The sequence below is a fragment of the Micromonospora sp. TSRI0369 genome (assembly GCF_001905625.1).
In the GTDB taxonomy this organism is placed as follows: domain Bacteria; phylum Actinomycetota; class Actinomycetes; order Mycobacteriales; family Micromonosporaceae; genus Micromonospora; species Micromonospora echinospora_A.
This window is the reverse complement of the sequence record NZ_LIVU01000006.1, coordinates 284,019-306,238: the sequence shown is the minus strand read 5'-3', so window position 1 is coordinate 306,238 and position 22,220 is coordinate 284,019. Positions and strand designations below refer to the sequence as shown.

Here is a 22,220-nt window from a genome sequence, read left to right as displayed (position 1 = left end):
CACAGTGCAGGGACGGCTTTCCGACCGGGTGGCGGTGGTGACCGGCGCGGGCAGCGGCATCGGGCTGGCCACCGTGCGGCGCTTCGCCGCCGAGGGCGCGCGCGTGGTGTGTGTGGACATCGACGCCGACGCCGGCACCCGGGCCGCGCAGGAGGTGGACGGGGACTTCGTGGCCGCCGACGTGGCCGACGAGGCGGCGGTCCGCGACCTGTTCGACGGGGTGGTGCAGCGGCACGGCCGGGTGGACGTGTCGTTCCACAACGCCGGCATCTCGCCGCCGGACGACGACTCCATCCTGGAGACCGGCCTGGACGCCTGGGAACGGGTGCTGCGGGTCAACACCACGAGCGTCTACCTGTGCTGCAAGTACGTCATCCCGCACATGCGCCGGCAGGGCAAGGGCTCGATCATCAACACCGCCTCGTTCGTGGCGCTGATGGGCGCGGCGACGTCGCAGATCGCGTACACGGCGAGCAAGGGCGGGGTGCTGGCGATGACCCGGGAGTTGGGCGTGCAGTTCGCCCGCGAGGGCATCCGGGTCAACGCGCTGTGCCCCGGGCCGGTGGCCACGCCGCTGCTGCTGGAACTGTTCGCCAAGGACCCGGAGCGGGCCGCCCGGCGGCTGGTGCACGTGCCGATGGGCCGGTTCGGCGACCCGACCGAGATCGCCGCCGCGGTGGCGTTCCTGGCCAGCGACGACGCCTCGTTCATGACCGCCGCGCAGTTCGTCGTCGACGGCGGCATCACCGGCGCGTACGTGACACCACTGTGAACGGGCGACGGCCGGTCATCGGCATCACCGCGTACGTCGAGCCGGCCGGCTGGGCGGTGTGGCGGGACGTGCCGGCGACGCTCGTGCCGCACGCGTACGTCCGGTCGGTCACCGCGGCGGGCGGCCGGGCCGTGGTGCTGCCGCCCGACGACGCCGACGCGGACGTGCTGGGGCTGCTGGACGGGCTGCTGCTGGCCGGCGGCGCGGACGTCGGCCCGGAGCGGTACGGCCAGCCGCCGGACCCGCGTACCGAGAGCCGGCCGGAGCGCGACGCCGGGGAGACGACGCTGCTGGCCGCCGCGCTCGCCGCCGACCTGCCGGTGCTGGGCGTGTGCCGGGGGATGCAACTGCTCGCCGTGGCGTACGGCGGCCTGCTGCACCAGCACCTGCCGGACGTGGTCGGGCACGACGGGCACCGGCCCGCGCCGGGCGTGTACGGGTCGCATCCGGTGCGCTTCGCCGCGGACAGCCTGGCCGGGCGGGTGATGGCCGGGGTGGACCGGGTCAACTCGTACCACCATCAGGCGGTGGCCGACCCCGGCGGCCTGGCGGTCACCGGCTGGGCCGACGACGGGGTGATCGAGGCGGTGGAGGATCCGGCGCGGCGCTTCGTGCTCGGGGTGCAGTGGCATCCGGAGAACGAGCCGGACCCGCGGCCGGTGGCCGCGCTGGTCCGGGCCGCGATGTCGGCCAGATCACACACCGGCGTTTCATAGGTGGGGAAAAGCTGGATCGCCGGCCCTCGTCGCCCCCGGTGGGACCGCCCGAGTCGCCCCGGCACGTCTGTTACGCCAGGATGAGGCGGAGGTAACCAGCGTCGAACGGTGCGGGTGCGTTACGTTGCTCGACCGTCGGGGTAGTAGGCGGGGACGGTCGGCGTGACAGCGCCGACCGTCGTGATCATGGCCGGAGCGGGAGGCTGCATGAGCTCGGCCCAGGGGGGCGGGGGCGACAGTCGTTCGTCCCCGGCGGCCGGCGAGGCTTCACTGTCGCCGCTGCTGTCCGCGGCGTTCGCCGCGGGCGGCGAGATGGGCGAGCGGCTGCACGGCTTCGACTGGTCCACGACCTCCCTCGGCAGCCCGGAGCGCTGGCCCGCCGCGTTCTCCCACGCGGTCAGCACGATGCTGTCGTCCCGCGCCCAGATCGTCATCTTCTGGGGCGAGGAACACCTCGCCTTCTACAACGACGCCTACCGGCCGACGATCGGCGAGAAGCACCCGGCCGTGATCGGCCAGTCCGCGCGGCGGTACTGGGCGGAGACCTGGGACGTGCTCGGCCCGCTGCTGGACGGGGTGCGCCGCACGGGTGTGCCCTACCGGGGTGAGAACCACCCCTTCGTGCTGAACCGGCACGGTTTCCTGGAGGACGTCTACTTCGACGTCTCGTACGACCCGATCCGCGACGTCGACGGCACCGTCAGCGGGATCTTCTGCTTCGTCAACGAGACCACCGGGCGGGTGCTCGGCGAGCGCCGGCTGCGCGCCCTCGCCGAGCTGGGCAACGAGCTGGGTGACGTGCCGGACATGCTGGAACTGGGGCGGGCGGTCACCCGGGTGCTCGACGCCCACCGCGCCGACGTGCCGTTCAGCGCGCTGTGGTTCCAGGGTGAGGGCGGGTCGCTGGTGCCGGCCGGCTGTTCGGGTGTGGACCCGGCCACCGTCGCCGGCCCGCCGCCCGGACTGCCCGACGACGGGCCGCTCACCGAGCCGCGCTGGATCGCCACCGCCGAACTGCCCGGCGCGGTGCCGCCGGACGCCGCCGGCCAGGCGCTCCTGCTGCCGCTGACCGCCACCAACGAGCCGGCCGGCGTGCTGCTGCTCGGCGTGTCCCGCCGGCTGCCGTTCACCGAGGACTACCGCGACTTCGTCGACCTGGTCGCCGCGCAGGTCAGCCGGGGCGTGGGCAAGCAGCGGGCGTACGAGCAGGAACGCGCCCGCGCCGCCGAGCTGGCCGCGCTCGACCGCGCCAAGACCAACTTCTTCGCCAACGTCAGCCACGAGTTCCGTACCCCGTTGACGCTGGTCCTCGGACCGCTGGAGGAGTTGCTCGCGGACCGGGAGCTGCCCGGGCGGTACCTCGACCGGCTGACCGTCATGCACCGCAACGGGCTGCGCCTGCTCAAGCTGGTCAACACGGTGCTCGACTTCTCCCGGCTGGAGTCCGGCCGGCTGGCCGCCCGCTACCAGCCCACCGACCTGTCCGACTACACCTCCCGGCTGGCCAGCACGTTCCGCTCGGCCACCGAGCGGGCCGGCCTGGACCTGGTGGTGGACTGCCCGCCGCTGCCCGCGCCGGTCTACGTCGACCGGGACATGTGGGAGAAGATCGTCCTCAACCTGGTGTCGAACGCGCTCAAGTTCACCTTCGACGGCGAGATCCGGGTCCGGACGCGTGCCGCCGACGGCGCCGCCGTCCTGGAGGTGAGCGACACCGGCGTCGGCATCGCGCCGGAGGAGCTGCCGCAGGTCTTCGAGCGGTTCCACCGGGTCGCCGGCGCCCGCTCGCGTACCCATGAGGGCACCGGCATCGGCCTGGCCCTGGTCCGCGAGCTGGTCGAGATGCAGGGCGGCACTGTCACCGCGCACAGCGTCGTCGACCGGGGCACCACGTTCACCGTGACCATGCCGTTCGGGTACGCGCACCTGCCCGCCGACCGGGTGTCCGCCCTCTCGCCGGTGCCGCTGACCGAGCCGGAGCAGGCCCGCCTCTACGTCGCCGAGACGGCGCTCTGGACCGACGAGGTGGCCCGGCCCGTCGGGTTGCCCGAGCCGAACGGCACGCCGGGCGGCGCGGGCCGGATCCTGTTCGCCGACGACAACGCCGACCTGCGCGAGCACGTCGTCCGGCTGCTCTCCCCGGCGTACGAGGTGGTGGCCGTGCCGGACGGCGCGGAGGCGCTGCGGCTGGCCGTCGAGACCCCGTTCGACCTGGTGCTGACGGACGTGATGATGCCCCGGCTGGACGGCTTCGGGCTGGTCGCCGCGCTGCGCGCCAAACCAGCCACCAGGTACGTGCCGATCGTGCTGCTCTCCGCCCGGGCCGGCGCCGCCGAGGAGGTCGCCGGCCTGTCCGCGGGCGCCGACGACTACCTGACCAAGCCCTTCTCCAGCCAGGAACTGGTGGCCCGGGTCCGGGCCAACGTCGAGCTGGGACAGTTGCGCGGGCAGATCATCCGCCGGCTGCGGGCGCTCGCCGACGCCGCCGTGGAGATCAACACCGCCCGGTCCACCGCCGACGTGGTACGGGTGGCCGCCCGGCACGCGCTGCGCCTGGCCGAAGCCGGACGGGTCCGCGTCACGACCACCGGGGCCCGCCACGAGGAGGACGCCGGCGGCGACCTGCCCGCCGACCCGTCGGTGGCGCTGCCGCTCACCGGCACGTCCGGCGAGCAGCTCGGCGAGCTGCTGGTGTGGCGGCGCGAGGGCGGCGGCACCGAGCAGGCGGCGCTGACCGAACTGGCCCGGCTCGTCGGCGTACGGCTGGAGAACGCCCAGCTCTACGAGGCCGAGCACCACATCGCCACCACGCTCCAGCACAGCCTGCTGCCGCGTACGCTGCCGCAGCTGCCCGGCGCGGTGGTGGCCAGCCGCTACCTTCCCGGCAGCGCCGACGTGGAGGTCGGCGGCGACTGGTACGACGTGATGGCCACCGCCGACGACGACCTGGTGCTGGTCATCGGCGACGTGGTGGGCAAGGGCGTGCGGGCCGCCGCCTCGATGGGTCAGCTCCGCAACGCGCTGCGGGCGTACGTCCTGGAGGGCTACGACCCGGGCGAGGCGCTGACCCGCCTCAACCGGCTGGTCCACTCCGCCGGCAGCGGCTCCTTCGCCACCGTCGTCTGCCTCGGCTTCTCCCCGCGCACCGGCCGCATCCGGTACGCCAGCGCGGGTCATCCCTCACCCCTGCTGATCCGAGGAGACGACGTGGCGTTCCTGCACGATCGGGCCCTCGGACCACCGATCGGAGCGATCCCCGGCACCGTCTACCCGGCCGCCGAGGGGGAACTCGCCCCGGGCAACCGCCTTCTGCTCTACACCGACGGCCTGATCGAGGACCGGTCCGCGGGCATCGACGCCGGGCTGGGCCAGTTGCGGGCGGACGCGACGGCCCGCGCCCAGCACGTGGCGGACCTGGTCGACGCCGTCATGGCGCGGGTCACCGAGCGCTCCCGGCACGACGACGTGGCCGTACTCGCGCTGGAGGCGACCGAGCTGAACCGGTTCGCGCTGCGACTGCCCGCCGATCCGACCCGGCTCAGCGTGCTGCGCAAGCGGCTGGAGGACTTCCTCGTCGCCCACCAGGTCGGCGAGACCGACCTGTTCGACCTGACCGTGGCGGTCTCCGAGGCGGCGGCGAACGCCATAGAGCACCCGGTCGACCCGGTCGACCCGACCATCGAGGTCGAGGTGACGATCGCCGACCGTACGGTCACCGCGACCGTCCGGGACACCGGGCGCTGGCGGGAGTCGAGCGGGTCGAGCTTCCGGGGGCGCGGGCTGGCGCTGATCCAGGCGCTGGGGGAGATGAACGTGACCCGTACCGAGGCGGGCACCGAGTTGACGCTGCGCCGCAGGCTGGCCGACCGGGACTGAGGGCTGTTGTCGCGTAAAGCGGATCAAATAGGTCAAAATTACTAGTATCGCCTCATGGGGCGTGAGTCGTTCCGTCCTTCCCGCGGCAGCGGGAACGACCCGGTAGGTGCGGCGTAGACGGCGATTCGCCGGACCGGCCGGGCCACCGTGCGGGATCGGCTGCGGCGGGTGCGGTTGAGCCTGCTCGTGGCGGTCCAGTGCGGGGTGGCCGCCGCAGTCGCGTGGTGGGTCGCGAAGGATCTGATCCACAACCCGCAACCGCTGTTCGCGCCCGCCGTCGCGGTCGGCACCATCGCCAGCTCGGTGAGCCAGCGCTTCCGCCGTACGCTGCTGCTGATCGCCGGCGTGGCGGTGGGCATCGCGCTGGGCGACCTGCTGGTCTCCTGGGTCGGGCAGGGATACGTACAGATCGGCGTCATCGTCGCCGCCGCGATCCTCGTCGCCGTCCTGCTCAGCGACGAGGGGGCGTTCGTCACCCAGGTCGGCGGCAGCGCGTTGGTGATCGCCGTGCTCTTCCCGGCCCGGACCGACATCGCGCTGCCCCGCTTCCTCGACGGCGTCGTCGGCGGGGTGGTCGGCATCCTGGTCGCGGTCGTGGTGCTGCCCCTGCACCCGATCCACCGGATCCGGCGGGCCGGCCGGCCCCTGCTCAACCAGATGTCCGTCGAGCTGGACCGCCTCGCCGACGCGGCCCTGGCCCGGGACGCCGAGATGGCCCGTCAGGTTCTCGACAGGCTGCGCCGGCTCGACACCTCGGAGGTGGAGACCGCGATGTCGGCCGCCGACGAGGTCGTCCGCATCTCGCCGTTACGGTGGCACAACCAGAGCGCGCTGCAGGGATGGCGGCACGGCGCCATCCTCATGATCCGGTCCCTGCTGCACAGCCGCGACGTCGCGCTCAACCTCGAACGCGCGATCCGGGACGACGAGCCCGTTCCGCCCTCGCTCGCCGAGGCCGCGCGGTGCCTGGCCGACGCCGCGCGCACCGTCGCTACGGGCTGGTCCCCGTCCGCCAGCCGCCCCTCCCGCTCCCAGCGGGCCGCGATGTCGGCCCTCCGCCTGGCCCAGGAGGCGTTGCGCAGCGGCCTGCGCGTCAGCGGCATCAACGTGGCGAACGAACTCACCATCATCGCGGTGAACACGATCCGGGCGAGCGGGGTGCGTAAGCGCGACGCCGAGTCGCTGCGTCGTGAGCTCGCCCCGGACACCGCGGGGGAGACGGGAGAGTGGCACCCCGCGTCGGATCGCGGGCAGCCGGAACCGGGGCCGGGCATGCCGCCCGGGATGGGAGAGGCCTCCTAGCCGGAGGACAACCGAGTCGGTCCAAGGCCCAGCTCTCAACCGGGAACTGGGCCTTGGACATGCTCCGGCACAGGAGGCGTCGTCCAGGTCAGGCCGGTGTGGCGGTCAGAGCGTGACCTCCGCGTCCTCGGCGAGGGTGAAGAGCCCGGCGTCGAACACCAGCTTCACCAGCTTCGTTCCCTTTGGTACGTCGAAGTAGACGTTTGCCTTCACGGCGTTCCCCGGGTTGATCTCGTCGAGGAAGCCCTCGCCGTCCTCGTTGCCGTAGATCGCCGCCTCACCGTCGGCCTCGTACTCCCGGCCGCTTCCGTCGCGCGCGCTGACGGTGCCGTCGGCGTGGAACAGCTTCGCCTTCTTGGTGACGTTCTTGGCGGTCAGGACGACCCGGCAGAAGCTGCGCTGCGCCTTCTTGTTGAGGAAGTCACTGCCGACCTTGGCGATGCCGCACTTCATGCTGTGTGCGGTGAATTCGAAGTCACCACCGCGTACCGTGTCGCCGATCCGGTAGATCTTCGGCGCGTCGGCGGGCTTCTCGCTCTTGACCGGCGGCGGTGCGGCAGCCGAGGTGGGAGCGGACGTCGGGGCCAGCCCGGCGCCGTCAGCGGCGGGGGCGACGGGAGCGCTGCTGCCGGCCGTGCCGGGGCTCTTGTCGTCGCCGGTCAGGGCGAGCAGGGCCGGTCCACCGCAGCAGAACACCACCACGACGGCGACACCGATGAGCACCGGCATGAGCCACTTCTTCTTCGGCGGCGGTCCGAAGCCGGGCTGACCGGGCGGTGGCGGATACGCACCAGGGGGACCGGGCGGTGGCGGGGGATAGGAGCCCGGGGGACCGGGCGGTGGCGGGTACGAGCCAGGGTTATGCGGTGCGGTCATGGTGATGCGCTCCCAGGAAATCTGCCCCCGCGCCCCGCGGAGGCGATCACCGACGCTGCCACATAGCCCTTGGCCCGCATAGATCGTTCACTGTCCGGTGCCCGACCGCGTTCACCCGAACAGTTCGCGCACCGTGACCTCGACGGCCGCGAGAATTCCACCGCAGTCGTACGGGAATGGCCGGAACGGGCGAGCACGCCTCCGGAATCCGGACAGGTTCCGCGCCGTCAGGGCTGGGCGAGCCAGTCCTGGTCGCCCAGGCCGGAGATGTCCAGCACGCGCCGGACCTGCGGGGACGGCAGCACGGTGAGCGCGTTCGGGAACCGCTGGGCGAGCCGGACCACCGCGTGGATGGCGGCCGAGTCGAAGAAGGTGACCGCCCGCAGGTCGAGTGTGAGCTGCTTGGCGGGCTCGCGGAGCGCAGTCTGGAACATCGTGTCGGCGGTCGCCATGTCGACCTCGCCGGTCACCTGGACGCGCAGTTGATCGCCGTCGACCTGCGTCGTCACGGAGAAGACGGGCGCCGCGCCCCCTTGATCCACGGAGCAACAATGGCACAGCGTTTGTGGCACGGCAACAACCTGCCGGGCAGGGCTGTGGCGGGGGGCACACCGCCCCCGGCGATAGGCTTGGGTCATGACCGTCCGTGCGCCGCTGACCCCCGGCACGCTCTCCCCGTGGCGAGCGGTTCCCGCCCACATCCCGCGCCCGGAGTACGTGGGTAAGAAGCGTCCGCAGGAGTGGCGCGGCTCGCACGTGCAGACGCCGGAGACGATCGAAAAGATGCGCGTGGCGGGGCGTCTCGCCGCCCAGGCCACCCAGCTCGCCGGTGAGCACTGCAAGCCCGGGGTGACCACCGACGAGATCGACAGGGTGGTGCACGAGTTCCTCTGCGACCACGGCGCGTACCCGTCGACGCTCGGCTACCGGGGCTTCCCGAAGTCGTGCTGCACCAGCCTCAACGAGGTGATCTGCCACGGCATCCCCGACACCACAGTGCTCCAGGACGGCGACATCATCAACGTCGACGTCACCGCGTTCCTGAACGGCGTGCACGGCGACACCGACGCGACGTTCTGCGTGGGCGAGGTCAGCGAGGAGGCCCGCCTGCTGGTCGAGCGGACCCACACGGCGATGATGCGCGGCATCAAGGCCATCGCCCCGGGCCGGCAGATCAACGTCATCGGCCGGGTGATCGAGTCGTACGCGAAGCGCTTCGGCTACGGAGTGGTCCGCGACTTCACCGGGCACGGCATCGGCGAGGCGTTCCACAGTGGCCTCTACGTGCCGCACTACGACAGCCCGCGTCCCACCGACGTGATGGAGCCCGGCATGACGTTCACCGTCGAGCCGATGATCACGCTCGGCACCTACCAGTACGACATGTGGGACGACGGCTGGACCGTGGTCACCAAGGACCGCAGGTGGACGGCGCAGTTCGAGCACACCATCGTCGTGACCGACGACGGCTACGAGATCCTGACGCTGCCGTGACCGACACCCCGGCGGCCCTGCGCGAGGCGCACCACGCGGACGTCTCCGGCGGCTGGCTGCGTCCGGCCGTCTTCGGCGCGATGGACGGACTGGTCACCAACATCGCACTGATCGCCGGTGTGGGCGGCGGCGGGGTGTCCCCGCGCAGCATCGTGCTCACCGGCACGGCCGGCCTGGTGGCCGGCGCCATCTCGATGGGCCTCGGCGAGTACACGAGCGTCCGGTCCGCGAACGAGCAGGTCGCCGCCGAGGTGGCCAAGGAGCGGCGCGAGCTGGAACGCCACCCGGAGGCCGAGGCCCGGGAGCTGGCCGACGCCTGGGTCGCCCGTGGACTGCCCCGGGAGCTGGCGACGCAGGTCGCCGAGGCGGTACGCGCCAACCCTGAGGAGGCGCTGCGGGTGCACGTACGGGAGGAGCTCGGCGTCGACCCCGACGACCAGCCCAGCCCGTGGGCCGCCGCGATCTCGTCGTTCGTCTGCTTCTCCATCGGGGCGCTGGTGCCGCTGCTGCCGTACCTGCTCGGCTTCACCAGCCTCTGGTTGGCGCTCGCCGTGGGCGGCGTGGGGCTCTTCGTGGCCGGCGCGATCGTGGCCCGGTTCACCTACCGGCCCTGGTGGACCAGCGGCCTGCGGCAGTTGCTGCTCGGCGGGCTGGCGGCTGGCGCCACCTACCTGATCGGCGCGCTGATCGGCGTCGGCGGCGGCATCGGCTGAGGCTGAACCAGCCCGGCCGTCAGCCGGACAGCAGGTCGTCGATCGTGCCGTCGACCGGCCGGCCCCTCGCGGCCAGTTCCTCGGCCTGGCGGGTCAGCGCCGCGCCCACCTCGGTCATGTCCGCGCCGGCCAGCCCGGTACGCCGCACCGCGTCCCCCGGGTCGCGGAAGTAGGTGCGGCTGAACAGCCCCTGGACTGTCGCCGCGGCCAGCCGCGCCTCGCCGAGCATGAGCAGCGCCTGATCCGTCTCGTACCACTCGGCCAGCCGCAACGCCCGGGCGTGCGCCGCGCTGCCCCGGTACCACGCCTGCCGCGCGGCGCCGGTGAACTCCGCCGGCCGGGCCCGCGCCAGCCGCGCCAGGTGCTCGTCGCGCAGCTTCGGCAGCCAGCCGGTCGGATCGTGCAGGGCGCGGGTGGTGACGTACCGGTCTGCGACAAGTGGCCAGCGGGACGTGATCGTCGTCGCCCGGCGCAGGTAGTCGTCCGCCCCGGCCACTGTGAGGTCGACGAGCACCCCGTCCACCCGCCGGGTGGCCGGTGGCGGCCCGGCGCCGTGCCGGTACGTGACGACGAGCAACCCGACCTCGCGGTCACCGCCGCCGTCGTCGTCGCCGTGCGCGAGCGGACCGTGTACGGCGACCGCCAGCACGTCGGCCGGGAACCGCCGCAGGACAGCGTCACCGACGCGCTCGGCCACCTGCCACCGCGGGTCGTCCAGACGCCGCTCGGCATTCACGTCGACAGCCACGGTCCACCTCCATTCCGCAACGTCAGTTGTACGACTCGTACGGGCTGTACGCTTCATGCATGACCGAGCCCGCTGCCGAGCTTCCGATCTCCGACGCTCGCGAGAATCTCGCGGATGTCGTCTCACGCGCTCACTACGCCGGCCGCATCACCTACGTCACTCGTCGCGGGCAGCGGCTGGCTGCCATTGTCCCGGCGGACCTCGCCGAGGCGATCGAACGCGCCGAGGATGCGATCGACGTCGAGGCCGCGCGAGCCGCCCTTGCCCGTCTGGACGCGGGCGAGGCGCCGGTCTCTCTCACTGACCTACGGAAAGAGCTGGGTCTGTGAGCGGGCTTACCCCGTCCAGCTACACGGTCACGATTGAGCGCGCCGCCGCCAAGCTCCTCCGCAAGCTCGACCGGCCGGTGCAGGCTCGTCTCGTCGACGCGATCGCCGCTCTCGCGGCTGAACCACGGCCCGCCGGTGTCAAAGCGCTCGCCGGGCATCCGGGCCTCCTACGTATCCGCGTCGGCTCCTACCGCGTGGTGTACACCGTCCGCGACGAGGAACTAATCGTGTTGGTGGTGCACCTCGGTCACCGTAGCGACGTCTACGACGTGCTCTAGCGGAGCGTGGCGAGCGCGCCTCAGGTGGCCGATTCGACGTTCGGGACCAGCCGGAACACGCGGATCTCGCGGCCACCGGCCCGCTCGACGTACGTGCGGTACGCGGGCCACTCCTGCACCAGCCGCTGGAACAGCCGTTCCCGGTCCTCGCCGGTGACCTGCACGGCGGTGACCGGGATCCGGCGTCCCTTGACGTCCACCTCGGCGGCCGGGTCGGCCAGCAGGTTGAACGTCCAGGACGGCTGGTGCTGCTGCCCCCAGTTCGAGCCGATCACCACGTAGGCGTCGCCGTCGGGCACGTACACCAGGGGGTTGCTGCGGGGCTTGCCGGAGCGGCGGCCGGTGGAGGTGAGCACCAGTGTGGGCACGAGCCCGAAGGCGACCACGCGCCCCTTCGTCATCCGGCCGACCAGCCGGTCGGCCGGGACGAGCAGGCGCATGGTGGCGCCGAACCAACGCTGGTGACCGAGACGGCGGGTGAGGGTTCCCAGGGCGGACATCCGACAAGTGTGCCGCCCACACCGCGCCCCGTCACCCCCTCGGACGGTCAGTCCCCCCAAGGTCGACTCCATTTCCCCGAAGTGGTGGCATCCACCCCGCCGCGATGCCGCCACTACGGCGAAGTGGTGTCGATCATGGCCGGGAAAGTGGATCATGGCCGGGAGGCCACCTCAGTCGAGGCGGCGTTCGATCGGCAGGCGGGACCGGGTGAACAGGGCCGCGCCGCCCATCGCCACCAGCGGCACCACCACCAGCACGGCGAGCGTCACGCCGGGCACCGTCACCGGGTACGGCGGCTGCGCCGGCCAGGAGTCCGCGTACCGCTGGTTGAGCGCCGCCAGGACGACCGCGGCGGAGCCGAGCCCGGCGACGATTCCCAGCGCCGAGCCGAGTACCGCGATGACCCCGGCCTGACAGAGCGACAGCAGGCGGCGTACCCGGGGATCGGCGCCGACCGCCGCGAGCGTGGACAGGTCCCGGCGGCCCTCCGCGGCGGCGAGGCCGGTGGCGACCGCGGCGGCGCCGAGCGTGATCACTCCCGAGGCGACGGCCAGCAGGAGCAGCATCGGGCGCTGGTCCGACGGCGGGTCGGCGGTCGCCACCTGCGCCGACATGGGGATGATGTCGTACAGCTCGTCGGTCAGCAGCTCGATCTGCCGGTCGGTCGGCGAGGCGGCGGTGTCCAGCAGGTAGCCGAGCGGTACGGCGGTCAGGCCGAGCGCCTTCGCGGCGGCGGGGGAGAGCACCAGCCGGTCCACCGGGAGACCGCCGCGCAGCAGGTACGCGGGCAGGAAGCGCCCGGTCGGCGCGCTGCCGGAGCCGTAGTTGACCTCCATCCGGGCCTGCCCGTCCACCACCCGGCGGGGGTCGGTGACCACCACGCCTCCGGCGGCGAGCGTCCGGCGCGCGGCGGCCAGCTCGTCGGCGGGCGCACCGGTGAGCGCGGGCAGCGCCGCGCCGTCGTCCACCAGCGTCGGCAGGTACACGTCGACCGGCTCCTGGTAGGACGCGCAGCGGGGATCGTCGCGGGCCGAGGCGCGGTCCGGGTCCGACTCCTCGTAGGGGCAGCGATGCTCGGGCGGAATGATCGCGGACGGAGCGCAGTCCTCCTTGTCGGAGGGGCCGGCGCAGCCGGGCACGGCGACGGGCGCCACCGTGGCGTCGGGCAGGACCGTGCGGGCCCGGGCCGCGACCGCGTCGGCCGACGGCGGGTCCGCCGGGGTGTCACCGGATGGGACGAGCAGCACGTTCCCCGGCGGCAGGCCGGGTTGCCAGAGCTCCCGCGCGCGGGTGTCGTCGCTTGCCACGTAGACGCCGAGGGCGACGCTGCCGGCGACCGCGGCCATCACCGCCGAGATGGCCGGGGCGGCCGACGAGCGGTTGCGGCTGGCGTCGCGCAGCGCGAGCCGTGGCGTCAGCGGCAGCAGCCGTCCGGCCCGGCCCAGCGCGCCGACGAGCGCCGGAGTGCAGAACACCAGCCCCAGTTCGCCCAGGGCGACGCCGGCCAGCACACCGGTCTGCGAGGTGCGGCCCGCGGCGAACGCGGCGACGGCGGTCCCGGCGACGGTGAGCGACGCCCCGAGCAGCAGCCAGCGGCGGCGCGGCCGGGTCGCGTCCCGCCGGCCGGCCAGGCCGGTCACCACGTCCTGCCGGGCCGCCGTCCAGGCCGGCGCGACCGCCGCCAGGACCCCGGCCAGCACCGCCGTCGCGGCGATCGCCACGAGCGCGGCCGGGAAGATCCGGTACGCCCCGAGCCGCTCCCCGAGCAGGTACTGCTCGACCAGCGGACGGCCGGCGAACGCGGCGCCGATGCCGAGCACCAGACCGAGGGCGGCGCCGCCGGCGCCGAGCACCACCCCGTCGGCGAGCACGATCCGGCGCAGGTGGGCGGCGTCGCCGCCGGCCACCGCGACCAGCGCGAGGTCCCGCCGCCGGCGGCGGACGCTCACCGCGAAGGCCGGCCCGACCAGCAGCACCACCTCCAGCAGGCCCAGCCCGCCGATCAGGCCCACCGTGCCGGCCTCCTCCGCGTCGGGCACCGACATGCCGTGGGGAAGCTCCTCACGGCCGGGCAGCGGATCGCGGGAGACGACCTGGACGCCCTGCCCGTTCAGCCGGTCGACGAGCGCACGGTCCAGCGGACCGGGGAGATCCACCAGCCAGGTGTCGCTGCCGTACGGCACCTCCGGGACCACCCCGGCCAGCGTGACCACCTCGCGGAGGTTGTCCGGGTACTCGACCACCCCGACCACCCGGTACGTGGCGCCGTCGGTGGTGCGGACCGGGTCGCCGACGCGGGTGTCCAGCCGGCTCAGCGCCGCCGGGCTGACCGCGATCTCGTCGGGGCGTACCGGCGGCCGGCCGTCACGGACCCGGGCCAGCGGCCGGGCGAGCGGGTCGGTCAGATCGACGGCGCGCGCGTCGAACGACTCGACGCGCCTGTCGATCCGTGTCGAGAACGTCAGCCACCACCGGGCCCGGGTCAGCCGGCTGCCCTCGGGCAGCAGCGCGCGTACCTCCTCGGCGGTGGGGGGACGGCTCCGGCCGACCCATTCGCCCTGGACCGGCCAGGCCGTCTCGCCCCAGGCGTCCTGTTTCACCGGCGTCAGGCTCTCCCACTGCAACGCCACGTCGGCGCCGCCGAGGCGACGGTCGATGCGCTCGGCCCGGGTGAGGTCCCCCATGTCGTAGCTGACCGCGGCGAAGCTCAGCCCGAACACCGGCAGCGCGATCATCACCAGCACCAGTAGCGTGCGCCGACGCGAGCGCCGGGCCTCCCGCTGGGCGATCCGCAGCGCCGTCCGCCACGATCCGCGTGCGGCGGCGAGGCGGCCGCCGATCACCGGCCGCTGCCGCTGAGCAGGTGCTCCACGCCGATCAGCGGGGCGGTCGAGTCGACCATCACCCCGTCGCGGAGGAAGACCACACGGTCCGCCCAGCCGGCGTGCCGGGCCTCGTGGGTGACCAGCACCCCGGCCGCGCCGGCGTCCACCCGGCGGCGCAGCAGGTGCAGCACCGCCTCGCCCGACTGGGAGTCGAGCGCGCCGGTCGGCTCGTCGGCGAGGACCAGCCGGCGTTCGCCCACGAGCGCCCGGGCGATCGCCACCCGCTGCTGCTGACCGCCGGACATCTGGTCCGGAAAGCGGTCGGCCAGCTCGGCCACGTCCACCTCGCGCAGCGCCGTCAGGGCGAGCTGGCGGGCCGCCCGTACGCCGGTGCCGTCCAGTTCCAGCGGCAGCGCCACGTTCTCCACGGCGGTCAGGCTGCCGAGCAGGTTCAGGTCCTGGAAGACGTACCCGATCCGGCGGCGGCGCAGCCGGGCCAGCTCGCGTGCGGACAGTCCGCCGAGCGCCTCGCCCTCGACCACCACCTCGCCGCTGGTGGGCCGGTCCAGGCCGCCGGCCAGTGCCAGCAACGTGGACTTGCCGGACCCGGAGGGGCCCATCACCGCCACCAGCTCACCGGCCCGGACGGTCAGGCTCACGCCCCGCAGCGCGTGCACCGCCGCCTCGCCGGCGCCGTGGATCCGGCGTACGTCCTGCAGGTCCAGCACCCCGTCGGTCGGGTTCATCAGCGCCTCCCGTGCCGGGTCACCGGCGGGCTTCGTCGCCGGCCCGGTCCACCGCCTCGGGGTGGTCGACCGCCCGGAGCGGCGCCGGGCGGTGCCGGACCAGGCTGGTCTCGCAGTGGTCGAGCCACCGCACCTCGGCCTCGGTCTGGAAAATCATCGCGTCCAGCACCAGCCGCCAGGGTAGATCCTCCGGCTTGTCGCTCGTGTACTTCAACCGGGTGAATTCCTGCAGCGCGCGCATGGTGGCGGTGCGCTGGGTCTGCACCACCGCCTGCACGTCGACGCCCGGCGTGGTCAGCGCCAGCGCCAGCTTGATCGACAGCTCGTCGCGGGGCCGGTCGGCGCGGCTGATCGGGGTGGCGAACCACATCGCCAGGTCCGCCCGTCCGGCGTCGGTGATCTCGTACGGCCGCTGCCCGCTCTCGTTCTCCGGCAGCGGGCGCACCAGGCCGTCGCGTTCCAGCCGGGCCAGCGTGGTGTAGACCTGCCCGATGTTCAGCGGCCAGGTCGACCCGGTGGACTCCTCGAACGCGGCACGGAGCTGATAGCCGTACATCTGGCCGCGTTCGAGCAGGGCGAGCAGGCCGTGACGGATGGACATGGCCTGGAGTATGCATACCTGGTATGCGCTGCGCAACCGGAGGGTTCCGCCGGGTGACCGGCGCCGCGCTCAGGCCGGGCGTCCCGGGAAGGGAACGGTGAGCGGGGTCACGCCCGCCGTCCGCCGCCAGCGGGTGGCCCGCAGCGCGCAGTCGGTGAGCGCGGCGAGCGCCGTGTTCCGCTCCGCGCCGCCGGTGTGCGCGAGCGCGGCCCGCCAGTGCCCGGCGGTCCGCTCCTCGATCTCCACCGCCAGCCGCAGCGCACCCTCCCGGTCGGTGACCGGATAGGGCAGCGCGTAGCCGGCCCGGTCCGCGGGGACCTGCCCGGAGCCCTCGGCGAGTTGCAGCAGCAGCGCGTCCCGGCGGGACCGGTGAGCCGCCTCGGCGGCCCGGGCCGCCGTCCGCGCCGCGCCGGTGAGGTGCACGCCGATCACCCCGTACGCCCAGATCGCCGCGTACTCGGCGGCGAGCGCCTGGCCCGGACGGGGACTGCTGGTCGGGTTCACGCTGCGCCGACCGGGCGTGCCCTCACGGCCCTCGCTGCGCTCGGTGCGTTCGTTCACTTCAGCGCCTCCACGTGGGTCGCCCGGGCGGCGGCGATCGAGCCGAGCAGCGCGGCCCGCTCGGCCGGCGCCTCGGCGCAGGCCTTCGCCGCGTTGGTCCGGCCCTCCTGCTCGGCCTGACGCAGTTCGGTGAGCACCGCGTCGGGGGCGCCGCCGGTCGCCGGGGCGCCGGTCGCCGGGGCGCCGGAGGGAGCCGGCCGGCCGATGACCCGCCGTAGCTCCTCGGCGTGCGCCTTGTGCGCGTCGGCGATCGGGGTGAGCCGCCCGGCGAGGGCCGGGTCGGCGGTGGCGGCGGCCCGGTAGCGGGCCTCCAGCGCCAGCGCCTCGGCGGCCAGCGGCTCCAGCGCGTCCGGCGCCGGTGGCTCGTCGTCGCGGTCGAAAAGATCACAACCGGTCAGCGGCGCGGTCGCGCCGCCGAGCGCCACGAGCCCTCCGGCGCGCAGCAGCCAGCGCCGGGAATGCCCCGCTCTGACCTGGTCGGATGGTGTTCTGCCGGTCCCCACCTGACAGAGTCAACACCATCCGTGCCGCCTCATGGGGCAGGGTCTCGGTGCGCCGCCGGGTCGGTCGGCGGCCGTTAGCGTTACGCTCTGCGCAACCACCGGGCGCGGACGCCCCGGTGGCGTGCCGGTATGGCGGGCCGACCGCTCGCACCGGCCCGGGACAACACGGCCCGCGGGTCGTGGCAACAGCAGGAGAGGTGCGCGGAATGACGCAGCGTGGCCGTGCCACCCGGTCGACGGGGCCCGCCGGGCGGCCCCGCCGGTCCGACGGCCCCCGCGGCGCGGACCGCAGCGCCGCGCCCCGCGGCGATCTGAACGCGCGCCGCAACCGGCTGCGCGAGGTGATCGAACCGGTCGTCAACGCGGCCGGCTACGACCTGGAGGACCTCTCCGTCTCCCGCGCCGGGCGCCGGCACGTGGTCCGGGTGATCGTGGACGCCGACGGCGGGATCAACCTGGACGCCGTGGCGGACGTCTCCCGCGCGGTGTCGGCGGCGCTGGACGCGGCGGAGGAGTCCGGCGGCGACATCGTGGCCGGCGAGTACCAGCTGGAGGTCAGCTCGCCCGGCGTGGACCGCCCGCTCACCCTGCCCCGGCACTGGCGGCGCAACGTCGGACGGTTGGTCAAGGTGACCGTCCGCGGCGACGCCGGGGACCGCCAGCTCACCGGCCGGATCACGGCCGCCGACGACGAGCGCGTGGAGCTGGAGACCGACGCCGGCGCCGCCGCACACCCGTACGCCGAACTCGGGCCCGGCCGGGTCCAGGTGGAGTTCAACCGCCTGGACGACCTGGCCGACGAGGACCTCGGCGACGACACCGACACCGACGACGACGAAGATCTGGAGGACGAGGAGAGGTGAACATCGACCTCGCGGCGCTGCGCGCCCTGGAGCGCGAGCGGGAGATCCCGTTCGACACGATCCTCGCGGCGATCGAGACCGCGCTGCTGACCGCCTACCGGCACACCGAAGGCGCCGAGTCGCACGCCCGGGTGGAGATCGACCGCAAGAGCGGGGCCGCCTCGGTCTTCGCGCAGGAACTCGACGCCGACGGCACCGTCACCCGGGAGTGGGACGACACCCCGCACGACTTCGGGCGGATCGCCGCCATGACCGCCAAGCAGGTGATCCTCCAGCGGCTGCGGGAGGCCACCGACGAGGTGCACTTCGGTGAGTACGTGGGCCGCGACGGCGACCTGGTCACCGGCGTGGTGCAGGCGCACGAGACCCGCCGGGAGAAGGGCATCGTCAGCGTCGACCTGGGCAAGCTGGAGGGCGTCCTGCCGCAGTCCGAGCAGGTCCCCGGCGAGCGGTACGAGCACGGCGAGCGGATCCGCTGCGTGGTGGTGCACGTCGCCAAGGGCATGCGCGGCCCGCAGATCACGCTGTCCCGCTCGCACCCCGGGCTGGTGAAGAAGCTGTTCGCGCTCGAGGTGCCGGAGATCGCCGACGGCACCGTGGAGATCGGCGCGATCGCCCGTGAGGCAGGTCACCGTACGAAGATCGCGGTCCGCTCGACCACGCCGGGCGTCAACGCCAAGGGCGCCTGCATCGGCCCGATGGGGCAGCGGGTCCGCGCGGTGATGAGCGAGCTGCACGGCGAGAAGATCGACATCATCGACTGGTCGGACGACCCGGCGACGTTCGTCGGCAACGCGTTGTCGCCGGCCAAGGCGCTGCGGGTCGAGGTGGTCGACCTGGCCACCCGTACCGCCCGGGTGACGGTTCCCGACTTCCAGCTCTCGCTCGCGATCGGCCGGGAGGGGCAGAACGCCCGCCTGGCTGCCCGGCTGACCGGTTGGCGCATCGACATCCGGTCCGACGCGGAGACCGTCGCGCCGCAGGGACGGGGCGGAGCTGATCACGTCCCGGAGCCGGGCGGAGCGATCTCGAGCAGCTAGGGGTAGACTTTCTCAGTGGCACGACGCGCGCTGCCGGAGCGCACCTGTGTGGGCTGCCGGAAACGGGCGTCGGCCAGCGAGTTGTTGCGGATCGTCGCGATCGGCGACGAGACTGGTCGCACCAGCCTCAGGCCCGATCCGGCCCGCACACTGCCGGGTCGGGGAGCGAACATGCATCCTGATCCGGCCTGCTTCGCGCAGGCGGTGCGGCGTCGCGCCTTCGGGCGGGCACTGCGCCTCACCGGGGTTCCTGACCACGGTGCGCTTGCGGAGCACGTCGACGCGCAACCCCCGACGACCGGTCAAACCCGACCGGCCGCGGGTCGCTAGCAAGGTAGGACGACCGACATGAGCACACGATGAAGTCCCTGAAATGACCAGGCTTCAAGTGCACGAGTGAGGTCGCTGCGGGTGCTGCCCGCACGACCTCGGAGTGAGGAGTGCAGTGGCAGGAAAGGCCCGCGTACACGAGCTTGCCAAAGAGCTCGGGGTCGAAAGCAAGACCGTTCTCGCCAAGCTCAAGGAGATGGGCGAGTTCGTGAAGTCCGCATCCAGCACCGTCGAGGCGCCTGTCGCCCGACGTCTGCGTAGCGCCTTCGTAGCCGGTTCGTCGGCGCCTGCCGGCCCGCCGGCTGCCGCGCCCAGCGGCCCGGCGCCGACCCCGACGCCCACCCCGACCCCGGGTGCCCCCCGGGTCTCGGCCAGGCCGACGCCGCCCCGGCGTCCGGCCGCGCCGACCCCTGGACCGAAGCCCAAGGGCCCGGTCCCCGGCCCGCCGCAGCCGGCGACCCCGGTCGCCAAGCCGGCGAGCGCGCACGACATCGAAGTGGCGGCCGCCGAAGCGCGTGCCGCCGCGCTCAAGGCTGAGCAGGAGGCCGCGGTCAAGGCCGCCCAGGCCGCCCGCCAGCAGCAGCGCGAGACCGTACGCCGGGAGCCTCCGGCCGAGGGCGGTCCCCGTCCCGGCCCGCGTCCCGGCCCGAACGCCATGCCGCCGCGTCCGGGTTCCCCGGCCGCGCGTCCCAGCGGGCCGGGCCAGGGCCAGGGCCCCGGTGCCCGACCCGGCGGTCGTCCGCCGGCGCGTGGCGCCGGTAACAACCCGTTCGGCATCCAGGGTGGCCAGCAGCGGCCTCCGGCCGCCGGTGGGGGCGGTCCCCGTCCCAGCCCGGCCGGCATGCCGCCGCGGCCCAGCCCGGCGTCGATGCCGCCGCGGCCGAGCCCGGCCTCCATGCCGAGCCAGCGCCCGACCACCGGCCGTCCCGGCGGCCCCGGTGGCGGTCGTGGTGGACCCGGCGGTGGCGCCGGTCGTCCCGGTGGTGGCGGCGGTGGCGGTGGCTTCCGTGGCGGTCCCGGTGGTGGCGGCGGTGGCGGTGGCTACCGTGGCGGTCCCGGTGGTGGCGGCGGTGGCGGTGGCTACCGTGGCGGTCCCGGTGGTGGTGGCGGCGGTGGCGGCGCTCCCGGCGGTGGTTTCCGTCCGGGTGGTCCGGTCGGCGGTGGCCGTCCCGGCGGCGGCGGCCGTGGCCGTGGCGGTGGCGCGGCGGGTGCCTTCGGGCGTCCGGGCGGTCGGCCGACCCGCGGTCGCAAGTCCAAGAAGCAGCGCAGACAGGAGTTCGACAACCTGTCGGCCCCGACCATGTCCTCGGGCGCGCCCCGCGGTCAGGGTCAGGTCGTCCGGTTGTCCCGTGGCGCCTCGCTGTCGGACTTCGCCGACAAGATCAACGCCAACCCGGGTTCGCTGGTCCAGGAGATGTTCAACCTGGGCGAGATGGTGACGGCTACCCAGTCGTGCTCCGACGAGACCCTGCAGCTGCTGGGTGAGCACCTCGGCTTCGACGTGCAGATCGTCAGCCCGGAGGACGAGGACCGCGAGCTGCTCGCGCAGTTCAACATCGACCTCGACGCCGAGGTCGCGGAGGACCGCCTGGTCAGCCGTGCGCCGGTGGTGACCGTCATGGGTCACGTCGACCACGGTAAGACCAAGCTGCTCGACGCGATCCGCAAGGCGAACGTGGTGGCCGGCGAGGCGGGTGGCATCACCCAGCACATCGGCGCCTACCAGGTCCACGTCCCGCACGAGGGCGAGGACCGCGCGGTGACGTTCATCGACACCCCGGGTCACGAGGCGTTCACCGCCATGCGTGCCCGTGGTGCCCAGGTCACGGACATCGTGATCCTGGTGGTCGCGGCGGACGACGGCGTGATGCCGCAGACCATCGAGGCGCTCAACCACGCCAAGGCGGCGGACGTGCCGATCGTGGTCGCGGTCAACAAGGTCGACAAGCCCGAGGCGAACCCGGACAAGGTCCGCCAGCAGCTGACCGAGTACGGCCTGGTCGCCGAGGAGTACGGCGGCGACACCATGTTCGTCAACGTGGCGGCCAAGCCCGGCATCGGCATCGAGGAACTGCTCGAGGCCGTGCTGCTGACCGCCGACGCGTCGCTGGAGCTGACCGCTCCGATCGACGGGCCGGCGCAGGGTGTCGCGATCGAGGCGCACCTGGACAAGGGCCGTGGCGCGGTGGCGACCGTGCTGGTGCAGAAGGGCACCCTGCGTGCCGGTGACTCGATCGTCGCCGGTGGGGCGCACGGCCGCGTGCGGGCCATGCTGGACGAGAACGGCAAGCCGGTCGATTCGGCCGGTCCGGCGCGTCCGGTCATGGTGCTGGGTCTGACCACGGTGCCGGGTGCGGGTGACACCTTCCTGGCCGCCGAGGACGACCGCACCGTGCGGCAGATCGCCGAGCAGCGGCAGGCGCGGAGGCGGGCGGCTTCGTTCGCCAACTCCCGTGGCCGGGCCACTCTCGAGACGCTCATGGAGCAGCTCAAGGAGGGCGAGAAGACCTCGCTCAACCTGGTGCTCAAGGGCGACGTCTCCGGTTCGGTGGAGGCGCTCGAGGACGCGCTGTTCAACCTGGACATCCCGGAGGAGGTCCAGCTTCGGATCATCCACCGGGGCGTGGGTGCGATCACCGAGAGCGACGTCATGCTCGCGAGCGCCTCGTCCGAGGCGGTCACGATCATCGGCTTCAACGTGCGGGCCTCGAACAAGGTCCGCGAGATGGCCGACCGCGAGGGCGTGGAGATCCGGTACTACACCGTGATCTACCAGGCCATCGAGGAGATCGACGCCGCGCTCAAGGGTCTGCTCAAGCCGGAGTACGAGGAGGTCGAGCTGGGCACCGCGGAGATCCGCGACGTCTTCCGCTCGTCCAAGATCGGCAACATCTCCGGCTGTATCGTCCGGTCCGGCCTCATCCGCCGCAACGCCAAGGCGCGGCTGCTGCGGGACGGGGCGGTCGTGGCGGACAACCTCACGATCAGCTCCTTGAAGCGGTTCAAGGACGACGCGACCGAGGTCCGCGAGGGCTTCGAGTGTGGTCTGACGCTGGGCGGCTACAACAACGTCCAGGTCGGCGACGTCATCGAGACGTTCGAGATGCGCGAGAAGCCGCGCGCCTGAGAACCACGCGTACGACCGG

At 73.4% G+C, this 22,220-nt stretch carries 20 protein-coding genes and 1 pseudogene; 12 read left to right on the top strand and 9 right to left on the bottom strand.

What is annotated here, in order from left to right:
- Window positions 1-4 precede the first annotated feature (4 nt).
- The 4 genes from AMK25_RS22150 (at window position 5) to AMK25_RS22135 (ending at window position 6,666) form a co-directional block, all read left to right on the top strand.
- Complete coding sequence (locus tag AMK25_RS22150) at window positions 5-772, top strand: 3-oxoacyl-ACP reductase (RefSeq protein ID WP_073830497.1); 768 nt, start codon at window positions 5-7, stop codon at window positions 770-772.
- A complete protein-coding gene (locus tag AMK25_RS22145; RefSeq protein WP_073830299.1) occupies window positions 769-1,488 on the top strand; it encodes a gamma-glutamyl-gamma-aminobutyrate hydrolase family protein in 720 nt (239 codons plus the stop codon). Before AMK25_RS22150 ends, AMK25_RS22145 begins: the two co-directional genes overlap by 4 nt.
- 207 nt (window positions 1,489-1,695) lie before the next feature.
- A complete protein-coding gene (locus tag AMK25_RS22140; protein ID WP_073830298.1) occupies window positions 1,696-5,364 on the top strand; it encodes a SpoIIE family protein phosphatase in 3,669 nt (1,222 codons plus the stop codon).
- Between the two features lie 168 nt (window positions 5,365-5,532).
- Window positions 5,533-6,666 (top strand): FUSC family protein, encoded by a 1,134-nt coding sequence (locus AMK25_RS22135; protein WP_143194778.1) that lies wholly within the window; start codon window positions 5,533-5,535, stop codon window positions 6,664-6,666.
- Window positions 6,667-6,771: 105 nt separating this feature from the next.
- On the opposite strand, the gene AMK25_RS22130 is transcribed toward AMK25_RS22135, so the two are convergent.
- A complete protein-coding gene (locus AMK25_RS22130; RefSeq protein WP_073830296.1) occupies window positions 6,772-7,395 on the bottom strand; it encodes a DUF4352 domain-containing protein in 624 nt (207 codons plus the stop codon).
- Between the two features lie 374 nt (window positions 7,396-7,769).
- A complete protein-coding gene (locus AMK25_RS22125; RefSeq protein ID WP_073830295.1) occupies window positions 7,770-8,114 on the bottom strand; it encodes an STAS domain-containing protein in 345 nt (114 codons plus the stop codon).
- A gap of 64 nt (window positions 8,115-8,178) precedes the next feature.
- Between AMK25_RS22125 and map the strand changes: the two genes are divergently transcribed.
- Window positions 8,179-9,036, top strand: a complete 858-nt coding sequence (map, locus tag AMK25_RS22120; RefSeq protein ID WP_073830294.1) for a type I methionyl aminopeptidase — start codon at window positions 8,179-8,181, stop codon at window positions 9,034-9,036.
- The gene (locus AMK25_RS22115; protein ID WP_073830293.1) at window positions 9,033-9,749 is read left to right on the top strand and encodes a VIT1/CCC1 transporter family protein; all 717 of its coding nucleotides are present in this window, start codon (window positions 9,033-9,035) and stop codon (window positions 9,747-9,749) included. Before map ends, AMK25_RS22115 begins: the two co-directional genes overlap by 4 nt.
- Before the next feature lie 19 nt (window positions 9,750-9,768).
- Here AMK25_RS22115 and AMK25_RS22110 read toward each other — a convergent pair whose 3' ends face one another.
- Window positions 9,769-10,497, bottom strand: a complete 729-nt coding sequence (locus AMK25_RS22110) for a hypothetical protein (RefSeq protein ID WP_073830292.1) — start codon at window positions 10,495-10,497, stop codon at window positions 9,769-9,771.
- Window positions 10,498-10,556: 59 nt separating this feature from the next.
- On the opposite strand from AMK25_RS22110, the gene AMK25_RS22105 reads away from it, so the two are divergent.
- Both AMK25_RS22105 and AMK25_RS22100 read left to right on the top strand, forming a co-directional pair.
- Window positions 10,557-10,826 carry a type II toxin-antitoxin system prevent-host-death family antitoxin gene (locus AMK25_RS22105; protein ID WP_026268006.1) on the top strand — a complete coding sequence of 90 codons (270 nt, stop codon included), beginning with the start codon at window positions 10,557-10,559 and terminating at the stop codon, window positions 10,824-10,826.
- Between the two features lie 32 nt (window positions 10,827-10,858).
- The gene (locus tag AMK25_RS22100) at window positions 10,859-11,104 is read left to right on the top strand and encodes a type II toxin-antitoxin system RelE/ParE family toxin (protein WP_073830496.1); all 246 of its coding nucleotides are present in this window, start codon (window positions 10,859-10,861) and stop codon (window positions 11,102-11,104) included.
- Window positions 11,105-11,124: 20 nt separating this feature from the next.
- Here the strand turns inward: AMK25_RS22100 and AMK25_RS22095 are convergent, their stop codons facing one another.
- The 6 genes from AMK25_RS22095 to AMK25_RS22070 form a co-directional block, all read right to left on the bottom strand.
- Entirely contained in the window at window positions 11,125-11,604 is a 480-nt protein-coding gene (locus tag AMK25_RS22095) for a nitroreductase family deazaflavin-dependent oxidoreductase (RefSeq protein WP_073830291.1), read from the bottom strand.
- Window positions 11,605-11,775: 171 nt separating this feature from the next.
- On the bottom strand, window positions 11,776-14,448 hold the full coding sequence (locus AMK25_RS22090) for an FtsX-like permease family protein (RefSeq protein WP_073830290.1): 2,673 nt from the start codon (window positions 14,446-14,448) through the stop codon (window positions 11,776-11,778).
- A complete protein-coding gene (locus AMK25_RS22085) occupies window positions 14,445-15,176 on the bottom strand; it encodes an ABC transporter ATP-binding protein (protein WP_073830289.1) in 732 nt (243 codons plus the stop codon). Before AMK25_RS22085 ends, AMK25_RS22090 begins: the two co-directional genes overlap by 4 nt.
- A 19-nt stretch (window positions 15,177-15,195) precedes the next feature.
- Window positions 15,196-15,777, bottom strand: coding sequence for a PadR family transcriptional regulator (locus AMK25_RS22080; protein ID WP_073830288.1), 582 nt, complete (start codon window positions 15,775-15,777; stop codon window positions 15,196-15,198).
- A 69-nt stretch (window positions 15,778-15,846) separates the two neighbouring features.
- A complete protein-coding gene (locus tag AMK25_RS22075) occupies window positions 15,847-16,281 on the bottom strand; it encodes a ferritin-like domain-containing protein (protein WP_073830495.1) in 435 nt (144 codons plus the stop codon).
- Window positions 16,282-16,334: 53 nt separating this feature from the next.
- Window positions 16,335-16,841 (bottom strand): hypothetical protein, encoded by a 507-nt coding sequence (locus tag AMK25_RS22070; protein ID WP_443189921.1) that lies wholly within the window; start codon window positions 16,839-16,841, stop codon window positions 16,335-16,337.
- A gap of 206 nt (window positions 16,842-17,047) precedes the next feature.
- On the opposite strand from AMK25_RS22070, the gene rimP reads away from it, so the two are divergent.
- The 4 genes and pseudogenes from rimP to infB all read left to right on the top strand — a co-directional run bounded on the left by rimP (window position 17,048) and on the right by infB (window position 22,201).
- Entirely contained in the window at window positions 17,048-17,704 is a 657-nt protein-coding gene (rimP, locus tag AMK25_RS22065) for a ribosome maturation factor RimP (RefSeq protein WP_073830286.1), read from the top strand.
- A complete protein-coding gene (gene nusA / locus AMK25_RS22060) occupies window positions 17,701-18,744 on the top strand; it encodes a transcription termination factor NusA (RefSeq protein WP_073830285.1) in 1,044 nt (347 codons plus the stop codon). The genes rimP and nusA overlap by 4 nt, the downstream gene beginning before the upstream one ends.
- A gap of 15 nt (window positions 18,745-18,759) precedes the next feature.
- Window positions 18,760-19,096, top strand: a pseudogene (locus tag AMK25_RS22055) (YlxR family protein).
- 93 nt (window positions 19,097-19,189) lie between these two features.
- Window positions 19,190-22,201 (top strand): translation initiation factor IF-2, encoded by a 3,012-nt coding sequence (gene infB, locus AMK25_RS22050; protein WP_073830283.1) that lies wholly within the window; start codon window positions 19,190-19,192, stop codon window positions 22,199-22,201.
- Window positions 22,202-22,220 lie beyond the last annotated feature (19 nt).